General features: G+C 60.6%; 20 protein-coding genes. 9 read left to right on the top strand and 11 right to left on the bottom strand.

Features of this window, described 5'->3' with window-relative positions:
• Positions 1–44 precede the first annotated feature (44 nt).
• Entirely contained in the window at positions 45–1,529 is a 1,485-nt protein-coding gene (locus tag AEQ67_RS16995; RefSeq protein WP_059404996.1) for an NCS1 family nucleobase:cation symporter-1, read from the bottom strand.
• Between the two features lie 552 nt (positions 1,530–2,081).
• Here AEQ67_RS16995 and hydA point away from each other — a divergent pair.
• The 3 genes from hydA to preA all read left to right on the top strand — a co-directional run bounded on the left by hydA (position 2,082) and on the right by preA (position 6,325).
• The gene (hydA, locus tag AEQ67_RS16990) at positions 2,082–3,521 is read left to right on the top strand and encodes a dihydropyrimidinase (RefSeq protein ID WP_059404995.1); all 1,440 of its coding nucleotides are present in this window, start codon (positions 2,082–2,084) and stop codon (positions 3,519–3,521) included.
• Positions 3,522–3,682: 161 nt separating this feature from the next.
• Positions 3,683–5,050, top strand: a complete 1,368-nt coding sequence (locus tag AEQ67_RS16985; protein WP_059404994.1) for an NAD(P)-dependent oxidoreductase — start codon at positions 3,683–3,685, stop codon at positions 5,048–5,050.
• Positions 5,051–6,325: an NAD-dependent dihydropyrimidine dehydrogenase subunit PreA gene (preA, locus tag AEQ67_RS16980; protein WP_059404993.1), complete on the top strand. Its 1,275-nt coding sequence runs from the start codon at positions 5,051–5,053 to the stop codon at positions 6,323–6,325.
• A 141-nt stretch (positions 6,326–6,466) separates the two neighbouring features.
• Here preA and AEQ67_RS16975 read toward each other — a convergent pair whose 3' ends face one another.
• Positions 6,467–7,087, bottom strand: coding sequence for a TetR/AcrR family transcriptional regulator (locus AEQ67_RS16975; RefSeq protein WP_059404992.1), 621 nt, complete (start codon positions 7,085–7,087; stop codon positions 6,467–6,469).
• Between the two features lie 138 nt (positions 7,088–7,225).
• Between AEQ67_RS16975 and copC the strand changes: the two genes are divergently transcribed.
• From copC to AEQ67_RS16945, 6 genes are all read left to right on the top strand, one after another.
• Positions 7,226–7,591 (top strand): copper homeostasis periplasmic binding protein CopC, encoded by a 366-nt coding sequence (gene copC, locus AEQ67_RS16970; protein WP_059404991.1) that lies wholly within the window; start codon positions 7,226–7,228, stop codon positions 7,589–7,591.
• Positions 7,592–7,594: 3 nt separating this feature from the next.
• Positions 7,595–8,452 carry a copper homeostasis membrane protein CopD gene (gene copD, locus AEQ67_RS16965; protein ID WP_059404990.1) on the top strand — a complete coding sequence of 286 codons (858 nt, stop codon included), beginning with the start codon at positions 7,595–7,597 and terminating at the stop codon, positions 8,450–8,452.
• 246 nt (positions 8,453–8,698) lie between these two features.
• On the top strand, positions 8,699–9,997 hold the full coding sequence (locus AEQ67_RS16960) for an OprD family porin (RefSeq protein WP_059404989.1): 1,299 nt from the start codon (positions 8,699–8,701) through the stop codon (positions 9,995–9,997).
• Between the two features lie 313 nt (positions 9,998–10,310).
• Positions 10,311–11,129, top strand: coding sequence for an NAD-dependent epimerase/dehydratase family protein (locus AEQ67_RS16955; protein ID WP_059404988.1), 819 nt, complete (start codon positions 10,311–10,313; stop codon positions 11,127–11,129).
• A 38-nt stretch (positions 11,130–11,167) separates the two neighbouring features.
• A complete protein-coding gene (locus AEQ67_RS16950; protein ID WP_059404987.1) occupies positions 11,168–12,058 on the top strand; it encodes an SMP-30/gluconolactonase/LRE family protein in 891 nt (296 codons plus the stop codon).
• Between the two features lie 115 nt (positions 12,059–12,173).
• A complete protein-coding gene (locus AEQ67_RS16945; protein WP_059404986.1) occupies positions 12,174–13,040 on the top strand; it encodes an aldose 1-epimerase in 867 nt (288 codons plus the stop codon).
• On the opposite strand, the gene AEQ67_RS16940 is transcribed toward AEQ67_RS16945, so the two are convergent.
• The 9 genes from AEQ67_RS16940 to AEQ67_RS16905 all read right to left on the bottom strand — a co-directional run bounded on the left by AEQ67_RS16940 (position 13,037) and on the right by AEQ67_RS16905 (position 23,692).
• Entirely contained in the window at positions 13,037–14,764 is a 1,728-nt protein-coding gene (locus AEQ67_RS16940; RefSeq protein ID WP_059404985.1) for a PAS domain-containing hybrid sensor histidine kinase/response regulator, read from the bottom strand. The genes AEQ67_RS16945 and AEQ67_RS16940 overlap by 4 nt on opposite strands.
• Positions 14,748–15,911, bottom strand: a complete 1,164-nt coding sequence (gene ercA, locus AEQ67_RS16935) for an alcohol dehydrogenase-like regulatory protein ErcA (protein ID WP_059404984.1) — start codon at positions 15,909–15,911, stop codon at positions 14,748–14,750. Before ercA ends, AEQ67_RS16940 begins: the two co-directional genes overlap by 17 nt.
• Positions 15,912–16,144: 233 nt before the next feature.
• Positions 16,145–17,287, bottom strand: coding sequence for a pyrroloquinoline quinone biosynthesis protein PqqE (pqqE, locus tag AEQ67_RS16930; RefSeq protein WP_059404983.1), 1,143 nt, complete (start codon positions 17,285–17,287; stop codon positions 16,145–16,147).
• Entirely contained in the window at positions 17,265–17,537 is a 273-nt protein-coding gene (gene pqqD, locus AEQ67_RS16925; protein WP_059404982.1) for a pyrroloquinoline quinone biosynthesis peptide chaperone PqqD, read from the bottom strand. The genes pqqE and pqqD overlap by 23 nt, the downstream gene beginning before the upstream one ends.
• A complete protein-coding gene (pqqC, locus tag AEQ67_RS16920) occupies positions 17,534–18,286 on the bottom strand; it encodes a pyrroloquinoline-quinone synthase PqqC (RefSeq protein ID WP_059404981.1) in 753 nt (250 codons plus the stop codon). Before pqqC ends, pqqD begins: the two co-directional genes overlap by 4 nt.
• Before the next feature lie 123 nt (positions 18,287–18,409).
• Positions 18,410–19,324, bottom strand: coding sequence for a pyrroloquinoline quinone biosynthesis protein PqqB (gene pqqB / locus AEQ67_RS16915; protein ID WP_059404980.1), 915 nt, complete (start codon positions 19,322–19,324; stop codon positions 18,410–18,412).
• 54 nt (positions 19,325–19,378) lie between these two features.
• Complete coding sequence (gene pqqA, locus AEQ67_RS33885; RefSeq protein ID WP_003253598.1) at positions 19,379–19,450, bottom strand: pyrroloquinoline quinone precursor peptide PqqA; 72 nt, start codon at positions 19,448–19,450, stop codon at positions 19,379–19,381.
• A 257-nt stretch (positions 19,451–19,707) separates the two neighbouring features.
• Entirely contained in the window at positions 19,708–21,228 is a 1,521-nt protein-coding gene (exaC, locus tag AEQ67_RS16910; RefSeq protein ID WP_059404979.1) for an acetaldehyde dehydrogenase ExaC, read from the bottom strand.
• A 688-nt stretch (positions 21,229–21,916) separates the two neighbouring features.
• Positions 21,917–23,692: a PQQ-dependent methanol/ethanol family dehydrogenase gene (locus tag AEQ67_RS16905; RefSeq protein ID WP_059404978.1), complete on the bottom strand. Its 1,776-nt coding sequence runs from the start codon at positions 23,690–23,692 to the stop codon at positions 21,917–21,919.
• Between the last annotated feature and the right edge of the window lie 201 nt (positions 23,693–23,893).

Here is a 23,893-nt window from a genome sequence, read left to right as displayed (position 1 = left end):
GCATGCTCCAGTAGGAGCTGGCTTGCCAGCGAAGAGGCCCTCGCTCACACCGAAGACTTCACAACAGACGGACTGGGCCGCATCGAGCACAACCCGTAATAAATCAGCCCACCCAGCGCCGAGCCGGTAAACCAGCCATAGCTGTAGAACCAGCTGAACGCATCGCTACCCAGCGACAACAGCGTCAACACCACCGGCACGCCAAACGCGATAAACCCGAACCAGTTCCACGCCGGGTACACGTCGTCGCGATAGAGCCCGGCCAGGTCCAGTTGCTGTTTCTTGATCAGGAAATAGTCCACCACCATGATCCCTGCGATCGGTCCCAGCAGGCTGGAATAACCCAGCAACCAGTTGGAATAGACCGTTTCCAGGCTAACGTCGGAGACAATCAACCCAAGCTTTTTCAGCAGTTCATGACCCATCAGCAGCAACCCGACCAATCCGGTCAGTAACACCGCTTTGGTCCGGTTGATCACCTTCGGCGCGATGTTCTGAAAGTCATTGGTTGGCGAAACGATGTTCGCCGCAGTGTTGGTCGACAGCGTGGCGATGATGATCAGCGCCATCGCCAGCGCGACCCAGACCGGGCTCTGGATATGGCCGATCAGCGTCACCGGATCGGAGACGGTCACGCCCACCAGTTTCACCGATGCGGCAGTCATCACCACGCCGAGCGAGGCAAACAGGAACATGGTCAGCGGCAGGCCGAAAATCTGCCCGAGAATCTGATCCTTCTGGCTTTTCGCATAGCGGCTGAAGTCGGGAATGTTCAGGGACAAGGTGGCCCAGAATCCGACCATGGCGGTCAGCCCGGCAGCGAAGTAACTGACCACGCTGGCGCCTTCCGGACGCTTGGCCGGGATCGCCAGCAACTCGGTCATCGACACATTCGGCATGGCCCACACCAACAGGCCCACACCCACCGCAACCAAGAGCGGTGCGGACAGGGTTTCCAGCCATTTGATCGACTCGGCACCGCGCAGCACCACCCACAGGTTCAGTGCCCAGAAAATCATGAAGCCGATCACCTCACCAGTGCCACCGAGCGACTTCCAGCCTTCGAAAATCGACCCCAGAAACAGGTGAATGGCCAGCCCGCCGAACATCGTCTGGATGCCGAACCAGCCACAGGCCACCAGCGCCCGAATCAGACACGGCACGTTGGAGCCGAGGACGCCGAACGACGACCGCAGCAACACCGGAAACGGGATGCCGTACTTGGTGCCGGCGAAGGCATTCAACGTCAGAGGGATCAACACGATGAGGTTGGCAAACAGGATGGCCAGCAGCGCTTCGCCGACACTCAACCCGAAGTACGCGGTCAACACCCCGCCGAGGGTATAAGTCGGCACGCAGATCGACATGCCGATCCACAGCGCAGTGATGTGCCATTTGTTCCAGGTCCGTTCGTGCACCTTGGTCGGTGCCATGTCGTGGTTGTAACGGGGACTGTCGAGGACATCGCTGCCGGCTTCGAGCTCAAACAAGCCGTCGCGCTCGGTCACTTGCGATCTGATCTGTTGCATGGCCGCTCCACTGTTCTTTGAATTATTTTTTGCTCATCAAGGGCTGGCGGCATCAATAAACGTGCCGGGCACCCCTTTTGCGCATCGGGCAGTTCCATAAAACATTTATAACCAACTGATGTTTATCAGTTTTATTTGTTTATCCAATAAGTCCTCGGTGACTTGCCTGTTCACTCAGGCCGAATGCCAGGCAAGTTGTCCGAACAGTCAGGACTCAATCTGGTGCATGTCGCTTTTTTTCAAAGTTGCGCATCAACCATAGACCATCCTCAAGCGGCTGATTTCACATAGGAAATCTCGTCTATTTTTGGAACCTGTCAAGTGCGTCAAAATGGTGAGAGGCCTCACCATTTTGGTGATTGTTGATTTTAATCTTTATATTTCAATAGGTTGAAACAGATATAAGCTTATAAAAAATATTCTTGCTCAATCGGCAAACTGCAGCTAGCGTCTATTCTTGACAGCACTGACAGGAATACACCTGTTTGCACTGGCTTCATATAAAACATTTAGAACCGGCACAAGTCGGTCATTGCCTGCGAGGAACTCGGAATGTCTCTGTTGATCCGTGGCGCCACCGTTGTTACCCATGATGAAAGTTATCGTGCCGACGTCTATTGCGCCGACGGCGTGATCAAGGCCATCGGTGAAAACCTTGATATTCCGGCGGGTGCCGAAGTGCTCGACGGCAGTGGCCAATACCTGATGCCGGGTGGCATCGATCCGCACACGCACATGCAACTGCCCTTTATGGGCACCGTGGCCAGCGAAGATTTTTTCAGTGGCACGGCGGCAGGACTGGCCGGTGGCACCACATCGATTATCGACTTCGTGATTCCCAACCCACAGCAATCGCTGATGGAAGCGTTTCACCAGTGGCGCGGCTGGGCTGAAAAGTCGGCGTCGGATTACGGTTTCCACGTCGCTATCACTTGGTGGAGCGAACAGGTCCGGGAGGAAATGGCTGAGCTGGTCAGCCAGCACGGTGTCAACAGCTTCAAGCATTTCATGGCCTACAAGAACGCGATCATGGCGGCCGACGACACGCTCGTGGCGAGTTTCGAGCGTTGCCTGGAACTCGGTGCGGTGCCGACCGTGCACGCGGAAAACGGCGAACTGGTGTATCACCTGCAACGCAAGTTGATGGCCCAAGGCATGACTGGCCCGGAAGCGCATCCGTTGTCGCGCCCTTCTCAGGTTGAGGGAGAAGCCGCCAGTCGGGCGATCCGTATCGCCGAAACCCTGGGTACGCCGCTGTACCTGGTGCATGTCTCGACCAAGGAAGCCCTCGACGAAATCACCTACGCCCGCAGCAAGGGCCAACAAGTCTACGGCGAGGTGTTGGCGGGGCATCTGCTGCTGGACGACAGCGTCTATCAACACCCGGACTGGCAGACCGCCGCCGGTTACGTGATGAGCCCGCCCTTCCGTCCGCGCGGCCATCAGGAAGCGCTTTGGCATGGTTTGCAATCGGGCAACCTGCACACCACCGCCACCGACCATTGCTGTTTCTGCGCCGAGCAAAAAGCCGCCGGCAAGGACGACTTCAGCAAGATCCCCAATGGCACCGCCGGGATCGAAGACCGCATGGCGGTGTTGTGGGATGAAGGGGTGAACAGCGGGCGTTTGTCGATGCAGCACTTTGTGGCGCTGACCTCCACCAACACCGCGAAGATCTTCAACCTCTACCCGCGCAAAGGTGCGATCCGCGTCGGTGCCGATGCCGATCTGGTGCTGTGGGACCCGGAGGGCACGCGGACGATTTCGGCGGCGACTCATCACCAGCAAGTCGACTTCAACATCTTCGAAGGCAAGACCGTGCGTGGCGTACCCAGCCATACCATCAGCCAGGGTCGTGTGGTCTGGGCCGATGGTGATTTGCGCGCCGAGCGGGGTGCCGGGCGGTATGTCGAACGGCCGGCGTATCCGGCGGTGTTTGATTTGTTGAGCAAGCGGGCTGAGTTGAATAAGCCTGTGGCAGTGAAACGCTAAGAGCGGCCTTCGGCCTATCGCGGGCAAGCCCGCTCCCACAGGGATCTTAGGCGTTCACAAGAGCTGTGGGAGCGGGCTTGCCCGCGATGAGGCCGGCCCAGGCAGCACAAAATCAATGCCCGACAGAGGCATACACCTCAAATAACCGTGAGGCCAACACCGTGATCAAGACCCTGACCCACCTCCCGCATCCCTATGAGAATGCGGCCGCCCTCGCCGGCCATTTCACCGATCTGGCGCCGCCACTCAACGACCGTCAGGCGCATCTGGAAGCCTCTCGCTGCCTGTATTGCTACGACGCGCCGTGCGTGAACGCCTGTCCGAGCGAAATAGACATCCCGTCGTTCATCCGCAATATCCATCAGGAAAACGTTCAAGGTGCGGCGCAGAAAATCCTCTCGGCCAATATCCTCGGCGGCAGTTGCGCCCGGGTGTGCCCGACGGAAATCCTGTGCCAGCAAGCCTGTGTGCGCAACAACGATCACGAGTGCGCACCGGTGCTGATCGGTCTGTTGCAACGTTACGCAGTGGACAACGCGCATTTCAGCGAGCACCCGTTCCAGCGCGCAGCCGCCACCGGCAAGCGTATTGCCGTGGTCGGCGCCGGTCCCGCCGGGCTGTCCTGTGCGCACCGTAGCGCCATGCATGGCCATGACGTGGTGATTTTCGAGGCACGGGAAAAGGCTGGCGGCCTGAATGAATACGGAATCGCCAAGTACAAACTGGTGGACGACTACGCGCAAAAGGAACTGGATTTTCTGCTGGAGATCGGAGGGATCGAAATCCGCCACAGCCAGAAACTCGGTGAAAACCTGACTCTCAGCGACCTGCATCAGCAGTTCGACGCAGTGTTTCTCGGCTTGGGCCTGGCCGCCAGCAAACAACTGGGCCTGGCTCACGAGGATGCACCCGGTCTGCTGGCCGCCACCGAGTACATCCGCGAGCTGCGTCAGGCCGATGACTTGACGCAACTCCCTCTCGCCGACCGTTGCATTGTCCTCGGCGCCGGTAATACCGCCATCGACATGGCCGTGCAAATGGCCCGTCTCGGGGCTCACGACGTCAATCTGGTGTACCGCCGCGGTGTCGAGGAAATGGGTGCCACCGGCCACGAACAGGACATTGCCAAGGCCAATCAGGTGCGGCTGTTGACCTGGGCGCAACCCGAAGAAGTGCTGCTCGACAAACAAGGCCAGGTGCGCGGTATGCGATTCGCGCGTACGTGGTTGGTCGAAGGTCGTCTGCAAACCACCGGCGAAACTTTCGAGCTGGCCGCCGATGCGATCTTCAAAGCCATCGGCCAGGCCTTCGACGGCAGCGCCCTCGCCGATCCGCTGGCTCGTGAACTCAAGCGTCAGGGCGACCGGATCCTAGTCGACGAACAGCTGCGCACCAGCATCCCCGGCGTGTATGCCGGCGGCGACTGCACCAGCCTCGATCAGGACCTCACCGTGCAAGCGGTGCAGCACGGCAAGTTGGCGGCAGAAGCCATCAACGCCCAACTCAAGCTCAACGTGGAGGCTGCGTAAATGGCCGATCTCTCGATTGTCTTCGCCGGTATCAAAGCCCCCAACCCGTTCTGGCTGGCCTCCGCGCCGCCCACCGATAAAGCCTACAACGTGGTCCGCGCCTTCGAGGCCGGTTGGGGCGGCGTGGTCTGGAAAACCCTGGGTGAAGACCCGGCGGCCGTCAACGTGTCGTCGCGTTACTCGGCGCACTTCGGTGCCAACCGCGAAGTGCTGGGTTTCAACAACATCGAGCTGATCACCGACCGTTCGCTGGAAATCAACCTGCGGGAAATCACCCAGGTCAAAAAGGACTGGCCGGACCGTGCACTCATCGTGTCGCTGATGGTGCCCTGCGTCGAAGAGTCCTGGAAATTCATCCTGCCGCTGGTGGAAGCCACCGGTGCTGACGGCATTGAGCTGAACTTCGGTTGCCCCCACGGCATGCCGGAGCGCGGCATGGGCGCGGCGGTCGGTCAGGTGCCGGAATATGTCGAGCAAGTCACCCGCTGGTGCAAGACTTATTGCTCGCTGCCGGTGATCGTCAAGCTTACGCCGAACATCACCGACATCCGCGTCGCCGCCCGTGCGGCCCAACGTGGCGGCGCCGACGCCGTGTCGCTGATCAACCCCATCAACCCGATCACCAGCGTCAACCTGGAGCGCATGGTCGCCAATCCCGCCGTCGGCAGCCAGAGCACCCATGGCGGTTATTGCGGTTCGGCAGTGAAGCCGATTGCGCTGAACATGGTCGCCGAAATCGCCCGCGACCCGCAGACCCAAGGCCTGCCGATCTCCGGCATTGGCGGTATCGGCAGTTGGCGTGATGCGGCGGAATTCATCGCGCTGGGCAGCGGCTCGGTGCAGGTGTGCACGGCGGCGATGCTGCACGGTTTCCGGATTGTCGAGGAGATGAAGGACGGCTTGTCACGCTGGATGGACAGTCAGGGCTACGCCCGTATTTCGCAGTTTACCGGGCGTGCGGTGGGCAACACCACGGACTGGAAGTACCTGGACATCAACTATCAAGTGATTGCCAAGATTGATCAGGAGGCCTGCATCGGTTGCGGTCGCTGTCACATCGCTTGCGAAGACACCTCGCACCAGGCGGTTGCCAGCCTCAAGCAGGCGGACGGGACGCGCAAGTATGAAGTGATCGACGAGGAGTGCGTGGGCTGCAACCTGTGCCAGATTACGTGCCCGGTGCAGGATTGCATCGAGATGGTGCCGATGGAGAATGGGAAGCCGTTTCTGGATTGGAATCATGATCCGAGGAATCCGTACCATGTTGCCGTTTGAGTGATGCGTCGTTTGGGCTGACGCCATCGCGGGCAAGCCCGCTCCCACAGGATTCTCTGGTGTACACGGGATTTGTGTACGACCAAAACCACTGTGGGAGCGGGCTTGCCCGCGATGGCGTCGGAAGCCATAACGACGATCTCAAGGCTCCAACCCAATCCCGCGCAAAATCACACTGGTCACCGTCTGCACCGCCCGCTCGAACTGCATGTCCGACAACGGCTGATGATCGTTCAGGATATTCACCTGATGATCAAAGTCAGCATAGTGCTGGGTCGAGGCCCAGATCATGTACAGCAGGCTCGACGGTTCCACCGGCAGGATGCGTTTGTCGTCCACCCATTGGCGAATTTTCGCTTCTTTCATCTTGGCCCAGTCGTACAGGCTGACGTCGAGTTTCTCACCCAGGGTCGGCGCGCCGTGGATGATTTCGTTGGCCCAGACTTTCGAGCCGTAAGGCCGGCTGCGGGAGTGGTTCATCTTGGCGCGGATGTAGCTGCTGAGTACCACGCGCGGGTCGTCGAACATCTCGAAGCACAGCGCGTCCTGCTTCCAGACTTCCAGCAAGTCGAACAGTACCGCGCTGTACAACTCGGTCTTGGTGCTGAAGTAGTAATGCAGGTTGGAGCGCGGCAGTTGCACTTCGGCGGCGATGTCGGCCATGGCGGTGCTGCCGAAACCTTTCTCGGCGAAGACCTTTTCAGCCCCCAGCAGAATTTTCTCGACGTTACTGCGACGAATCTCGATCTTGTGATTGCCCATGAGGGCTCCCTGACAACAACGTTGATCAAGACTAGCATCCGCTCTACATCGCGGCGACAGGGGAAAACGAAACTTCGTACACAACACCGCTCGCCGCTAAACTGACCACACTTTGAACCTGCCCGCGAGGTATCCACGATGCTGCTCAAGAAAACCCTGACCACCGCCGCCCTGCTCGGCTCGCTGCTCGCCGCTTCGTCGGTGTTTGCCCACGCCCATCTGAAAGACCAGACGCCGGCCGCCGACAGCACCGTGAGCGCGCCGTCGGAGTTGCGGCTGGGGTTTTCCGAAGGCGTTGAAGCGACCTTTACCAAAGTCACGATCAGCAAGGACGGCAGCAATGTCCCGGTGAAAAGCCTGGCCACCGAAGGCAGCGACAAGAAAACCCTGATCGTGACGCCGGCCGCACCGTTGGTGGCGGGCACCTACAAAGTCGAGTGGCATGCCGTGTCGGTCGACACCCACAAAAGCGAAGGCGCCTACAGCTTCAAGGTTGGCCAATAATTCATGACAGACGCGATGGTGCTGTGCCGCTTCCTGCATTTCACCGTGGTGTTGATGCTGTTTGGGGCCTGGGTGTTCAAGCCTCTGCTGTTGGGCCGGGAGACGGCGCTGGATGAGCCGCTGGCGCGCCTGAGTCGATGGCTTGCGGCGGCGGCCTTGCTCAGCGGGGTCGCTTGGTTACTGCTGATCACCGCCAGCATGGCCGGGACCTGGGCCGCAGCATTCGACCTGCCGACCCTGCAACTGGTGTTGCGCAACACGTTTTTCGGCCAGGTCTGGGGCTGGCATTTGCTGCTCAATGTGTTGCTGGTGGCGTTGCTGATGTCGCCCTTGCGTTCGAACCGACCCTTGCGGATTGGCCTCGCCAGTCTGCTGCTGGCGACCCTCGCCCCGGTCGGTCATGGCGCCATGCTCGACGGCCTCAGCGGTCAATTGCTGATCCTCAATCAGATCGTCCACCTGACCTGCGTCGGCGCCTGGCTCGGCGGCTTGATGCTGTTGGTGATGATCCTTCGGCACCCGACCGGCCATGCCATCGGTGCAATCCTGCGACGCTTCAGCGGGGTCGGCTATGTGTTGGTGGCGGGATTGGTGCTGACCGGTTTGATCAATGTGCGGGTGCTCACCGGGGCGTTTTGGCCGACGCCGTTGCTGTCCGGGTTCGCCTTGATTCTGTTGATCAAGGTGGTGCTGGTCGCCGGGATGCTCGGGCTTGCGTTGTTCAACCGGCTGCGGATCAACGACTGCGATCAACGCCTCACCACATTGCGTGCCAGCGTGATCGTGGAATGGTTGCTGGGAATGGGTGCCGTGGCGGCGGTTTCTCTGTTGGGGACCCTGCCGCCGATGATTGCTGGTTGAAAGTCCGCTAAAGATCAAAAGATCGCAGCCTTCGGCAGCTCCTACATGGAAATGCGATCCCTTGTAGGAGCTGCCGAAGGCTGCGATCTTTTGATCTAAATGCTGCTTATCCGAAATCAACGACCCCACCAAGTCATCGTACAACTTCTGATTGACAATCCCTGAATCCCTCGCAAATAATCGCCACCATGTTGTACGACGACGTATAACAAAAATAAAAACAACAAGATTCAAGGGAGCGTCACTTTGAGCAAGCTCGTCCGTAATTCCTCCGCCTGTACCCCTCGCCCATCCTTCGCACGCCGTCATACCCTGAGCCTGATCGGCTTCAGCGGCCTGGCACTCGCCGTGCCCATGACCGGCAACGCCGAAGGGTTTGTCGATGACGCCAAAGCCACGCTGGGCCTGCGCAACTTCTACATCAACCGCAACTTCACCAACCCGGCCTACCCCCAGGGCAAGGCTGAAGAGTGGACGCAAAACTTCATCCTCGACGCCCGCTCCGGGTTCACCCAAGGCCCGGTCGGCTTCGGCGTGGATGTGCTGGGCCTGTACTCGCAAAAGCTCGACGGCGGCAAAGGCACGGGGGGCACCAGCTTGCTGCCGATCCATGACGATGGCCGCCCTGCCGACAATTTCGGCCGCCTGGGCGTGGCGCTGAAAGGCAAAATCTCGAAAACCGAAGTGAAGGTCGGCGAATGGATGCCGGTGTTGCCGATCCTGCGCTCGGATGATGGCCGCTCCCTGCCGCAAACCTTCAGCGGTGGTCAGGTGACCTCGACCGAGATCAGCGGCCTGACGCTTTACGGCGGCCAGTTCCGCAAGAACAGCCCGCGCAACGATGCGAGCATGGAAGACATGTTCATGAACGGCAAATCGGCAGCCTTCGCCTCGGACCGTTTCAACTTCGGCGGCGGTGAATACACGTTCAACGACAAGCGCACCCAGGTCGGCGTCTGGTACGCGGAACTCAGCGACATTTACCAGCAGCAGTATTTCAACCTGAGCCACAGCCAGCCTCTCGGCGACTGGACCCTCGGCGCCAACCTCGGCTACTTCATCGGCAAGGAAGACGGCAGCGCCCTGGCGGGCGACCTCGACAACAAAACCGCGTTCGCCATGCTCTCGGCCAAATACGGCGGCAGCACCTTCTTCGTCGGCCTGCAAAAACTCACCGGCGACGATCTCTGGATGCGGGTCAACGGCACCAGCGGCGGCACCCTGGCCAACGACAGCTACAACTCCAGCTACGACAACGCCAAGGAAAAATCCTGGCAGCTGCGCCACGACTACAACTTCGTCGTGCTCGGCATTCCCGGCCTGACGATGATGAACCGCTACATCAGCGGTGATAACGTGCACACCGGTACGATCACCGACGGCAAGGAGTGGGGTCGCGAATCGGAACTGGCCTACACCGTGCAGAGCGGCCCGTTGAAGAACCTCAACGTGAAATGGCGCAACGCGAGCATCCGCAAGGACTTCAGCACCAACGAATTCGACGAAAACCGCATCATCATCAACTACCCGATTTCGCTGTTGTAAGGCACCACAACGTGTAGCCGCTGGCGACCTCGCGTCAACTTTGTAGCAGCTGGCGAAGCCTGCGTTCGGCTGCGAAGCAGTCGTAAAATCAGCCGGCGCGGTGTATCAGGAAAATCGCGTGCGCAGGGTTTACGACTGCTGCGCAGCCGAACGCAGGCTGCGCCAGCTGCTACATGGAATGTGGGGGGGGGCCGGACCCTTCGTCAATTTCGAGTGATGACGCGTTGACAACGACCGGAAAGGCTAACGATACTTCGCCTTGGTCGTACGACAACTTACAACAACTAACAATAACTGCGTTTCAGGGACTTCCATGATCACTACTCCCCCAGCCCCTTTCAATCGCCTGCTGCTGACCGGTGCCGCCGGAGGCCTTGGCAAAGTCCTGCGCGAAACCTTGCGGCCTTATGCCAACGTGATTCGCCTGTCGGACATCGCCGACATCGCCCCTGCCCAGGATCATCACGAAGAAGTCGTGATCTGCGACCTCGCCGACAAGCAAGCCGTGCACCAACTGGTCGAAGGCGTGGACGCGATCCTGCATTTCGGCGGCGTGTCGACGGAGCATTCGTTCGAAGACATCCTCGGCGCCAACATCTGCGGCGTGTTCCACATCTACGAAGCCGCGCGCCGGCATGGCGTGAAACGAGTGATTTTCGCCAGCTCCAACCACGTGATCGGCTTCTACAAGCAAGATGAAAAAATCGACGCCCACTCCCCGCGCCGCCCGGACAGCTACTACGGCTTGTCCAAATCCTACGGCGAAGACATGGCGAGTTTCTACTTCGATCGCTACGGCATCGAAACCGTCAGCGTGCGTATCGGCTCCTCGTTCCCGGAACCGCAAAACCGCCGGATGATGAGCACCTGGCTGAGCTTCGGTGACCTGACGCAACTGCTCGAATGCGCGTTGTACGCCCCGAACGTCGGCCACACCGTGGTCTACGGCGTGTCCGATAACAAGAACGTTTGGTGGGATAACCGTTTCGCCGCCGGCCTGGGTTATAAACCCCAGGACAACTCCGAAGTATTCCGCGAGAAGGTCGAAGCCCAACCGATGCCGGCCGCCGATGACCCGGCGATGGTTTACCAGGGTGGCGCGTTTGTCGCTTCTGGCCCGTTCGGCGACTGAACCCTCTTCCTTCACTTGCCCCCAAGAGAATGCGTTGCATGCAAGCCGAATTGATTGTCGATGCCCGTAACGCGGTTGGTGAAAGTCCAGTCTGGGTCCCCGAGGAAAACGCCCTGTACTGGGTCGACATTCCTGCCGGTGGACTTCAGCGCTGGAGTGCCGACAGCGGTCATGTTCACGCCTGGACCGCGCCGGAAATGCTCGCCTGCATCACCCGTCATCGTGACGGTGGTTGGGTGGCGGGGATGGAAAGCGGGTTCTTTCATCTGCACACGCACAATGATGGCAGCCTCGACAGCGAACTGCTGGCCCGCGTTGATCACGCCCGCCCCGACATGCGTCTGAATGACGGTCGTTGCGATCGTCAGGGGCGTTTCTGGGCCGGCAGCATGGTGCTGAACATGGGCGCCAACGCGGCCGACGGCACGCTGTATCGCTACAGCGCCGGTCAACGCGGGCCGATTGACGCTCAGCTCGGCGGATTCATCGTGCCCAATGGCCTGGGTTTCAGCCCGGACGGGCGCACGATGTATGTGTCTGATTCCCATCCACTGGCCCAGCAGATCTGGGCCTTTGACTACGACCTCGACAGCGGCACACCTTCCAACCGTCGACTGTTTGTCGACATGAATCAGTTCCCCGGCCGCCCCGACGGCGCCGCCGTGGATGCCGAAGGCTGCTACTGGATCTGCGCCAACGACGCCGGGTTGATTCACCGCTTTACCCCGGATGGCCGATTGGACCGATCCGTGGCCGTGCCGGTGAAAAAGCCGACCATGTGCGCCTTCGGTGGCAGCCGACTGGACACACTGTTCGTGACCTCGATTCGTCCTGGTGATGACCATGACGAACAGTCGTTGGCGGGTGGCGTGTTCGCGCTCAATCCAGGCGTCAAAGGCTTGCCGGAGCCGCAGTTCAAGGATTTGTAGTGGTGTAACGTCAAAAGATCGCAGCCTTCGGCAGCTCCTACAGCGGTACGCGTTTCTCTGTAGGAGCTGCCGAAGGCTGCGATCTTTTCATCCCTTCAACGCAAGATGAAAAACCATGACACTTCTCGAACTCGAAGACAAATACACCCGCCTCACCCTCGCCCCCGAACTTGGCGCCAGTATCGTCAATTGGACGGTACGCAGCACCGGCCAGCCGCTGCTGCGCCACAGTGACGCCCACGCGCTGAACACCGGCATGCCGGGCAAGCTCGGCTGTTTTCCCTTGGCGCCGTGGTCGAACCGCATTGCCGAAGGGGGTTTTGACTGCCCCGATGGCTGGCTGGCCCTGACGCCGAACAGCCTCACCGATCCGCTACCAATTCACGGCAGCGCCTGGCAACAGGCGTGGCAGGTGGTTTCGCAGAGCCGTGATGAAATCGTCCTGCAACTCGACAGCGCAACGCCATTCGCCTATCGCGCCCGGCAACGCTTCCATCTGCGTGAAGGTCGATTAAGCATCAATTTGCAGGTGACGCATTTGGCCGAACGCGCTGCGTGGCATGGGCTCGGTTTACACCCTTACTTCCCGCGTAGAGCCAACACGCGGCTGCAGGTTCAGGCCGAGCAGGTCTGGTTGTGTGACACGTCTAAACTGCCGACACAACTCAGCGCCCTGCCCGCTGAATGGGACTTCCAGCAAACCAAGGCGTTGCCCGCGACACTGGTCGACAACGGTTTCTGCCACTGGGATGGCCGCTGCCTGATCCAGCAGCCCGACCTGGGTTATGAACTGGAATGCCAGGCCACCGGCAGCGATTATTACCTGCTGTACTGCCCGGTGGACCTGGGGTTTTTCTGCATCGAGCCGGTGAGTCACCCGGTCAACGCGCACCACTTGCCGGGGCGGCCGGGGTTGCGTTTGCTGGAGCAAGGCCAGTCGGCTGAATTGGGTTTCAGTCTGCGATACCGCGAACTGACTTAACCCAGCATCTGACTCAACACCGCACGCAACTTGCCGGGTTTCCCCGGTTTGTTCAGCAGCGGTGCTTCGAGTCTTTGCAGCGATCGCCGACACTGGTCGGTACGGTCTGCCGTGATGATGACCGCTGGAATCCTCTGCTTGAAATGCTCGCGCAAATGCCGCACCACATCGCAGCCCACCACCCCGTGATCGAGGTGATAGTCCGCCAGAATCAATTCTGGCGCGCGCCCCTGCAAAGCAGCCAGCGCAGAGAATTCATCCGTGGCGATCACCACTTCGCAGCCCCACTGCCCGAGCAGCGCGCTCATGCTGTCGAGAATGCTCACTTCGTTGTCCAGCACCAGCAAACGCCGGCCTGGCAGCGGATTTCCAGTGCCCGGCAACGGCGCAGCCTGGCTGATGGGCAACGGAATGTCATGGGATATCGGCACGTCGATGCTGAACATCGACCCGCGTCCCGGCCGCGACTGCACGCGGATTTTATAGCCGAGTATCTTGGCGATTCGTTCGACGATCGCCAGCCCCAGACCCACGCCTTTACGGTCGGATGCGCGGCCAACGTCCAGCTGATTGAATTCGAGAAAGATCGAGTCCAGCCGATCCGCCGCAATCCCGCGCCCGGTGTCCCAGACTTCCAGGCGCAACATTTCACCTCGGCGCCGGGCACCCAGCAGAATGCTGCCCTCGTCCGTGTAGCGACAGGCGTTGCTGAGGAAGTTGCGCAGGATGCGCGTCATCAGCCGCAAGTCGGTGCTGATGGCGTAGTCGCCCATGTGCACTCGCAGGTTCAAACCTGCCGCTTCGGCCACTGACTGGAACTCCGACACCAACGGCCCGAGCAATTCGTCGAGGCGATACAAGGCAATGTCCGGTTTCACCGCAGCTTGATCGAGCCGGGAAATATCCAGCAAATCGGTGAGTAAATCTTCGGCGCCTTCCAGCGCCTGGTGCGTGCGCTCTACCAGCACTTGTTCAACGTCGGGCAGTTTGCGCTCGCGCAGGGTCGAGATCAGCAACCGTGCGGCGTTGAGCGGTTGCAACAGGTCATGACTGGCGGCCGCGAGGTATTTGTCCTTACTGCGATTGGCGGCTTCGGCGGCGTCACGGGCATCACGCAAGGCCTGGGCGATCTGTTTACGCTGGGTGATTTGCTGTTGCAGGTTGCGGTTGGCTTCCAGCAGCTCGTCGGTGCGCGCGGTGACGCGCTGCTCCAGTTCGTCGTTGAGTTGCTGCAGGTGTTGCTGAGCGAGTTTGCGTTCGGTGATGTCGGCGACAAAACCTTCTACCAGCCCTTCCTGATCGGGCTTGAGCAACAGGTTCATCAACACGTCGAGGCTGCTGCCGTCCTTGCGCCGCAATTGGGTTTCATAGCCATGCAGGCTGCCTTGGTGCCTGAGCATTTCGCCGATGTTTTCCAGTTCTTTTGCACCGCCGACAAACAGGTTGCTCGCCAGATCCGCCAGGGAAAACAACACCTCCTGCGGGTCTTGATAACCGAGCATCCGCGCCAGCGCCGGGTTGGCGGCGCGCATGCCTTCGAGCAGGCTGGCCTGGAAGATTCCGTGCACCGCGTTTTCGAACAGCCACTTATAGCGATTGCGCTCGGCTTCCAGCTCATCGAGGCGCGCGGCCAGTTCCGGGTAATGGCTCTTGCGCGCCGAATGGCTGCCTAATCCGAGTAACCCGGCCAGCGCCCGTTGCTGTTCGTCAGAGGGCTTCGCCATAGACGACCTCGACATCACGCTGACTGGATTCGCGCGGGTTGGTGAGGATGCACGGGTCGTGCATGGCGTGTTGTGACAGGAACGGAATGTCCGCCATGCTGACCCCGTGCAAACCGAGGGTTTCATGGAAGCCGATCGCGTGTTTCAGGGCAATCAGGTGTTCGACCAGACGCCCGCAAATCTGCCGGTGATTGAGGCCTCGGCAATCAATGCCGAACGTCTCGGCGATCACCTTGAAGCGATCAGGTGCCGAGTTGTAGTTGAACGCCACCACGTGCTCCACCAGCACCGCGTTGCACAAACCATGGGGCAAATCGAGGAAGCCGCCCAGGCTGTGGGACATCGCGTGCACCGCGCCGAGGATCGCGTTGGAGAACGCCAGCCCGGCCTGCATGCTGCCGAGCATGATTTTTTCGCGCAGGGCGATGTCGTTCGGGTTGGCGATCATTTGCACCAGGTTGCCGTTGATCAAGCGCATGGCTTCCAGCGCATGGGGATCGGTCAACGGCCCGTGGCCAGTGGAAACGAAGGCTTCGATGGCGTGCACCAACGCGTCGATGCCGGTACAGGCCGACAGGAACGGGTCCATGCTCAAGGTGGTTTCCGGGTCGATCAGCGACACGTCCGGGACCACGGCCTTGCTGACGATGGAGAATTTCATGCGTTCTTGCTGGTTGGAAATGATCACGAATTGCGAGACGTCCGCCGAAGTACCGGCGGTGGTCGGAATCAGGATCAGTGGCGGGCTGGGCACGCGGATGGTGTCCACGCCTTCAAACTCGAGGATGCTCCGGCCATGGGCGACGACGATGCCGATGCCTTTGCCGCAATCCATCGGGCTGCCGCCACCGACGGCGACGATCACATCGCAGTGGTTTTCCCGGTACAGGTCAGCGCCAAGCATCACTTCTTCGACCCGAGGGTTGGGCGAGACGGCGCTATACAAGAAGTAATCGATACCCTGGGCTTGCAGACTGGCCTCGACATCGGCCACCCACCCGGCGGCAATCACCCCGGGATCGCTGACCACCAGCACCTTGCGGGCACCGAAGGTCTTGGCGTAGTTGCCGACGTTGTGCCGGCAACCGGCACCGAAGATGATTTCAGGCGAAACGAATTTACGCAGCTGGCTGAGACTCTGGCTCATTGGAAAGCCTGTTTTTATTGTTTTGGAAGGTAGAACCCACACTAAAGCATCCGGCTGCGAATGCAATCAGACCAAAGGACAGCATTGCCCGTTTTGTATTCACCGCAGATCCCCTGTGGGAGCGGGCTTGCCCGCGATGAGGCCAGCACATTCAACATTGATATTGACTGTCAGACCGCTATCGCGGGCAAGCCCGCTCCCACAGGGATCTGTGTCGGATGCACCTTCTCGGTTCATCCGCGGTAGATCAGTCGCGAAGCCTTTTCATTGCGCAATGTCAGGTGCTCCATGCCCTGCCCCGGCGCCTCGGCTTCTTCGCGGGCCTTGAGAATTACGCCATGGTGCGGCGACTTGCTACACACCGGATCGGCGTTTTCGGCATCGCCGGTGAGCATGAACGCCTGGCAGCGGCAGCCCCCCAGGTCCTTGTGCTTTTCATCGCAGGAGCGGCACGGTTCTTTCATCCAGTCGTCACCGCGAAAACGGTTGAAGCCAAACGAGTCGGTCCAGATGTGCTCAATGCTGTGCTCGCGCACGTTGGGAAACTGCACCGGCAACTGGCGGGCGCTGTGGCAAGGCAACGCGGTGCCGTCCGGGGTGATGTCGAGAAACAGATTCGCCCAGCCGTTCATGCAGGTCTTGGGGCGTTCTTCGTAGTAGTCCGGGGTGACGAAGATCAGCTTGCACGGGTGGCCCTGGGCCTCAAGCCGCTCGCGATATTCGTTGGTGATGCGTTCGGCGCGCTGCAATTGCTCGCGGGTGGGCAACAGGCCGACGCGGTTGAGTTCAGCCCAGCCGTAGAACTGGCACGTGGCCAATTCAACGAAATCCGCCTCCAGTTCCAGGCACAGGTCGATGATCCGGTCGATCCGGTCGATGTTGTGCCGATGGGTGACGAAGTTCAGCACCATCGGATAACCCTGGGCTTTCACCGCCCGGGCCATGGCCAGTTTCTGCGCGAAGGCCTTGCGCGACCCGGCGAGCATGTTGTTCACCGCTTCATCGGCGGCCTGGAAGCTGATCTGGATGTGGTCCAGCCCGGCGACCTTGAAATCGCGGACCTTTTGCTCGGTCAGGCCGATGCCCGAGGTGATCAGGTTGGTGTAGTAACCCATGTCCCGCGCGGCTTTGATCAGCTCGGCCAGGTCCTGGCGCACCAACGGCTCGCCACCGGAAAAGCCCAGTTGCGCCGCGCCCATGTCGCGGGCCTCGCGGAATACGCGAATCCATTCTTCGGTGCTCAACTCTTCGCCTGATTGGGCAAAGTCCAGCGGATTGGAGCAGTACGGGCATTGCAGCGGGCAGCGATAGGTCAGCTCCGCCAACAGCCACAACGGCGGCCCCGGACGTGAGTCATTCGATCCAGAATTGAGCATGGGCCACCTCCAGAAATGCCAGCACGTCCAAGTCAATATCGGGCTCGCCGGGGAAGCACGCGGACAGCAGATCGATGATCACCGCGACGCTGCGCCGGCCGTCCACCAGATCGAGAATCTGCCCGGCACTGTTGTTGAGTTTGATCATGCCTTCGGGGTACAGCAGCACGTGACAATCCTGACGGGGCTCCCATTGCAGACGGAAACCCTGGCGCAAGGACGGCGATTGCTGGCGGTTGATCAGGCTCACAGGGCAATCCCCCGGTGCCAGACCTTTTCGCGGGTGACAGTGTGATACGGCGGGCGTTCCAGCTCGTAGGCCATGCTCATGGCGTCGAGCATGCTCCACAGCACATCGAGTTTGAACTGGAGGATTTCCAGCATGCGCTGCTGGCCCTCGACCGTGACGTAGTGCGCCAGGGTGATGCGCAAACCGTGCTCGACATCGCGCCGCGCCTGGCTCAGGCGAGTACGGAAATAGTCGTAGCCGGCAACGTCGATCCACGGGTAATGGGTCGGCCAGGCGTCGAGCCGGGATTGGTGGATTTGCGGGGCGAACAGTTCGGTCAGGGAGCTGCTTGCCGCTTCTTGCCAGCAGGCGCGACGCGCGAAATTGACGTAGGCGTCCACGGCGAAACGCACGCCGGGCAGTACCAGCTCCTGGGAGAGAATTTGTTCGCGGTCCAGCCCAACGGCTTCGCCTAGCCGCAGCCAGGCTTCGATTCCGCCTTCGCTGCCGGGTACGCCATCGTGGTCGAGAATCCGTTGCAGCCACTCCCGGCGCACGTCGCGGTCCGGGCAGTTGGCGAGGATTGCGGCGTCTTTCAGCGGGATGTTGACCTGGTAGTAGAAGCGATTGGCGACCCAGCCCTGAATCTGCTCGCGGGTGGCGCGGCCGGCGTACATGGCTTGGTGGAACGGGTGATGGATGTGGTAGTAGGCACCTTTGGCGCGCAGGGCGGCTTCGAATTCGCTGGGGGACATCGGTGGTTTGTTCATTGCGGTTCTCCGGGGAAACGGCGATGTCTGGTCTGGCGCTATCGCGGGCGAGCCCGCTCCCACAAGGATCTGTGGCGTACACAAAACCTGTGGGAGCGGGCTTGCCCGCGATGGGGCCATGAGCTACAGCACAAGACTCATGCCGTCATAAGCCACTTCAATCCCCCGCCGCTCCAGCAACGCGCGCTCCGCCGAATCTTCATCAAGGATCGGGTTGGTGTTGTTGATGTGGATCAGCACCTTGCGCTGGCGGGGGAAATCCTCCAGCACTTCAAGCATCCCGCCAGGGCCGCTTTGCGACAGGTGCCCCATTTCACTGCCCAGGCTCTGGCCGACTTCGCACACGCGCATTTCGTCGTCACGCCACAGCGTGCCGTCCAGCAACAGGCAATCGGCGCGTTGCATCCAGCTCAGCACTTCATCGTCGACTTGCCCCAGGCCCGGCGCATAAAACACCGAGGCGCCGCTGCGCAGGTCTTCGATAAACAAACCAATGGTGTCGCCCGGCTGCGGGTTACCCCGATTGGGCGAGTACGGCGGTGCGTTGCTCACCAAGGGGATCGCGCGAAATTGCAGATGCGCGCAAGCGGCGATGCTGAACGGCTCGCGGTCCAGGCCGATGGGTTGCCACTGCAAGCCACCATTCCAGTGCTTGAGCATGGTGAACAAGGGGAAGCCGCTGCTCAAATCCTCATGCACCCGCTCGGTACACCAGACTTGATGCGGGCAACCTTCGCGCAGGCTCAACAGGCCGGTGCAATGGTCGATCTGGCTGTCCAGCAGGACGACACCGGCGATGGCGGTATCGCGTAATTGGCGGGCCGGTTGCATCGCGGGGAAACTTTCGAGCTGCGCGCGGATGTCCGGTGAAGCGTTACACAGCACCCACTCCACACCCTCGTCGCTCAGGGCAATCGACGACTGCGTGCGACGTTGCGCGCGCAGGCTGCCGTTGCGCATCGCGGCGCACTGGCGGCAGTTGCAGTTCCACTGCGGAAAACCACCGCCAGCGGCGGAACCGAGAACGCGGATGTGCATGGGTGTGCTCCAGAAGGCAGGCCCGGCCAACGCAACGGCTGGCCGGGTGAACAATCAGCGGTTGGCGAAATACATCGTCACTTCGAAGCCAATGCGCAGGTCGGTAAACGCGGGTTTAGTCCACATGGGTCAATCCTCTTCTTGTGCCGGGCGATTCCGGTAAAGCCATTAATGCACGAGGCGCCGGGCGGCCGAATGCTACTTTCGAACGAAGTGGCGGCGTGCGTTGGTAGGGGGTGTTACACAACCTCGAAAACAACAAAAAACACTGTGGGAGCGGGCTTGCCCGCGATGGCGGTCTCACATTCAACATCAATGTCGAATGTTCTGGCCTCATCGCGGGCAAGCCCGCTCCCACAGGTTTTTGTGGTGTTCTTGCGGGGTTAGAAGAACCCCATCGGGTTGATGTCGTAGCTCACCAGCAGGTTTTTGGTCTGCTGATAGTGATCAAGCATCATCTTGTGGTTTTCACGGCCGACACCGGATTTCTTGTAGCCACCGAACGCCGCGTGGGCCGGGTACAGGTGGTAGCAGTTGGTCCACACACGTCCGGCCTTGATCGCCCGGCCCATGCGGTAGGCGCGGTTGATATCGCGGGTCCACAGGCCGGCGCCGAGGCCGAACTCGCTGTCGTTGGCAATCGCCAGGGCTTCGGCTTCGTCCTTGAAAGTGGTGATGCCCACCACCGGGCCGAAGATTTCTTCCTGGAACACACGCATTTTGTTGTGGCCCTTGAGAAGGGTCGGCTGGATGTAATAACCCGTCGACAGGTCGCCTTCAAGACGCTCGGCCGCACCGCCGGTGAGCAGCTCGGCGCCCTCCTCCTGGGCAATTTTCAGGTACGAGAGGATTTTGTCATATTGCTGCTCGGACGCCTGGGCGCCGACCATGGTTTCGGTGTCCAGCGGGTTGCCGCGCTTGATCTTGACGATCTTCTGCATCACCACTTTCATGAAGTCGTCGTAGATCGACTCTTGCACCAGGGCGCGAGACGGGCAGGTGCAGACTTCGCCCTGGTTGAAGAACGCCAGCACCAGGCCTTCAGCAGCCTTTTCGATGAACTGCGGCTCGGCGATCATGATGTCTTCGAAGAAGATGTTCGGCGACTTGCCGCCCAGTTCAACGGTACTTGGAATGATATTTTCGGCGGCGCATTTCATGATGTGCGAGCCGATCGGGGTGGAACCGGTGAAAGCGATCTTGGCGATGCGCTTGCTGGTGGCCAGCGCCTCACCGGCTTCGCGACCGAAGCCCTGAACGATATTGAGCACACCGGGCGGCAGCAAGTCGCCGACCAGCTCGGCGAAGACCATGATCGACAGCGGCGTTTGCTCGGCAGGCTTGAGCACCACGCAGTTGCCGGCGGCCAGGGCCGGGGCGAGTTTCCACGCGGCCATCAGCAGCGGGAAGTTCCACGGGATGATCTGCCCGACCACGCCCAATGGCTCGTGGAAGTGATAGGCGGTGGTCAGCTCGTTGATCTCGGCGGCGCCGCCTTCCTGGGCGCGGATGCACCCGGCGAAGTAGCGGAAATGGTCGGCGGCCAGCGGCACGTCGGCATTCAGGGTTTCACGCACGGCTTTGCCGTTGTCCCAGGTTTCGGCGACGGCGAGGATTTCCAGATTCTGTTCGATGCGGTCAGCGATTTTCAGCAGCACCAGCGAGCGATCCTGCGCCGAGGTCTTGCCCCAGGCGTCGGCAACGGCGTGGGCGGCGTCGAGGGCTTTGTCGATGTCGGCGGCGCTGGAGCGCGGGAATTCGGCGATCACTTCACCGGTGACCGGCGAGGTGTTGGTGAAGTACTCACCGTTGACCGGCGGCACGAACTCGCCGCCGATGAAGTTGCCGTAACGCGGTTTGAACGAAACGATGGCGCCAGGTGTTCCAGGTTGTGCGTAGATCATGATGGGCCTCTGTCTGGGTCGATGCCTGTCGGGCAAACAGGCGATGAACCGATAGTAGAGAGCCCCGCGCGCCAGACGAATGCGGCGTTGGCCGGAGGACTCTCGTTATTTGGTCGTAGGCGCCGGCTTGCTGGCGATGGCGATGTCGCGGACGCCTTCGCTGGCAAGCCAGCTCCTGCAGGGGTTGCGGGTGTTTCCGAAATCGCGCACGACGCGGTTTTTGTAGGAGCTGGCTTGCCAGCGAAGAGGCCCCTGAGCCATGCGTTGCCTCTGATGGCGCCTTCGCTGGCAAGCCAGCTCCTACGGAGGTAGCGGGGGTTGCTGAAATCGTGCTCGACGCGGTTTTTGTAGGAGCTGGCTTGCCAGCGAAGAGGCCCCTGAGCCATGCGTCGCCTCTGATGACGCCTTCGCTGGCAAGCCAGCTCCTACAGGGGGTTCCGGGGTTGCTGAAATCGTGCTCGACACGGTTTTTGTAGGAGCTGGCTCGCCAGCGAAGAGGCCCCTGAGGCATGCGTTGCCTCTGATGGCGCCTTCGCTGGCAAGCCAGCTCCTACAAGGGGTAGCGGGTGTGACTGAAATCGCGCACGACGCGTTTTTTGTAGGAGCTGGCTTGCCAGCGAAGAGGCCCCTGAGGCATGCATCGCCTCTGATGGCGCCTTCGCTGGCAAGCCAGCTCCTACGGGGGCGGTCAGTGTTTGGCCACGAGCTCTTTAGGCAGCTTGAACGTCCAGAGCATGCCGCCCTGGTTGAAGTCCTTGATGCGCTTGGCCACCTCGCCGCCCCACAGCGGTACAGCGCCACCCCAGCCGGAGAGCACCGAGACGTATTGTTCGCCGTCCATTTCCCAGGTCACAGGCGAGCCGAGTACGCCGGAGCCGGTCTGGAATTCCCACACCTTCTCGCCAGTCTTGGCGTTGAACGCCTGGAGGAAACCTTCCGGTGTGCCGGTGAACACCAGGTTGCCCTTGGTGGTCAGGACCCCGCCCCACAGCGGCGCGTAGTTCTTGTGGCGCCAGACTTCCTTGCCGGTTTTCGGGTCGATCGCCCGCAGCACGCCGATGTAGTCTTCGTTCAACGGCTTGATGGTGAATCCGGCACCGAGGAACGCCGCGCCTTTCTTGAAGGCGATGCCTTCGTTCCAGATGTCCATGCCCCACTCGTTGGACGGCACATAAAACAACCCGGTGTCCCTGTTGTAGGCCATCGGCATCCAGTTTTTCGCGCCGAGGAACGCCGGGGCGACGAATACCGAACTGCCTTTGGCTTCAGTGCCCGGCGCGCCGGGACGGCTGGCTTCGTTGTAGATCGGCCGGCCATCTTTATCCAGGCCGGTGGCCCAGGTGATCTTGTCCACGAACGGGAAGCCGCGAATGAACTTGCCGTTGGTGCGGTCCAGCACGTAGAAGAAACCGTTACGGTCAGCAGTCGCGGCGGCTTTGATCTCTTTGCCGCCTTCGGTGTAGTTGAACGAGACCAGCTCGTTCACGCCGTCGTAATCCCAACCGTCGTGAGGCGTGCTCTGGAAGTGCCATTTGATCGTGCCGTCGTCCGGGTTGAGTGCCAGGCGCGACGAGGAATAAAGGTTGTCGCCAGGACGCAGGTGCGAGTTCCACGGGGCCGGGTTGCCGGTGCCGAACAGCAACAGATTGGTTTCCGGGTCGTAATAACCGCCGAGCCAAGGCGCGGCGCCGCCGGTTTTCCAAAGATCGCCGGGCCAGGTCTTGCCCGCTTCACCGCCGGAGATACCGTTCTCGACCGCTTTGCCGTCCTTGTAGACGTAGCCCATGTGGCCTTCGACGGTAGGTCGGGTCCACAGCAGGTCGCCGTTTTTCGGGTCGTAGGCTTCGATCTTGCCGACCCCCCCGAACTCGCCCCCGGCCACGCCGGTGATCAGTTTGCCGTTGATCACCAACGGCGCGGCGCTGATCGAATAGCCTTCCTTGTGGTCGGCGACTTTCTTGCTCCAGACGACTTTGCCGGTGTCCTTGTTCAGGGCCACGAGTTTGGCGTCGAGGGTGCCGAAGAACACCAGGTCGCCGTACAGCGCGACGCCACGGTTGATCACGTCGCAGCACGGACGGATGTCATCGGGCAGGCGCGCATCGTATTGCCAGAGTTTCTTGCCGGTGCGCGCGTCCACCGCGAACACCCGCGAGTAGGAACCGGTCATGTACATCACGCCGTCCTTGATCATCGGCTGGGCTTGCTGACCGCGCTGTTTTTCACCGCCGAAGGAGAACGCCCAGGCGGGCCGCAAGTCCTTCACGTTGTCGACGTTGAGGGTGTCCAGCGGACTGTAGCGCTGACCCTGGACGCCCAGACCGTTGGTAACGATCTGCTCCGGGTTCTTGGGGTCCTGGAGAATGTCCTGGTCGGTGACGCCGGCCAATGCCTGGCCGGACAACAGCATGGCACTGAGCAGCACACTCAAGACGAAGGGCTGGCGACGTGCGGGTTGGGTCATGACGGCTACCTCTGCGGTTTTTGTTATACCCGGGAAATTTTCCCGGTCTGGTGCAGATTCTTCGCCGCCACCGCCCTTGCAACAATTGCCCGCAGTGCTGAGATTGCTAGTTCCTTAGTACCGGGTCGGAGGGGATGAACCCCAGAGAGTATGATCGACACCCGTCCCCTGTGGGAGCGGGCTTGCCCGCGATGGCGTTGT

This window comes from Pseudomonas sp. RIT-PI-q, from assembly GCF_001297125.1.
GTDB lineage: Bacteria > Pseudomonadota > Gammaproteobacteria > Pseudomonadales > Pseudomonadaceae > Aquipseudomonas.
The sequence above is the reverse complement of the archived record's forward strand: the minus strand, read 5'-3'. Positions and strand labels throughout refer to the sequence as shown.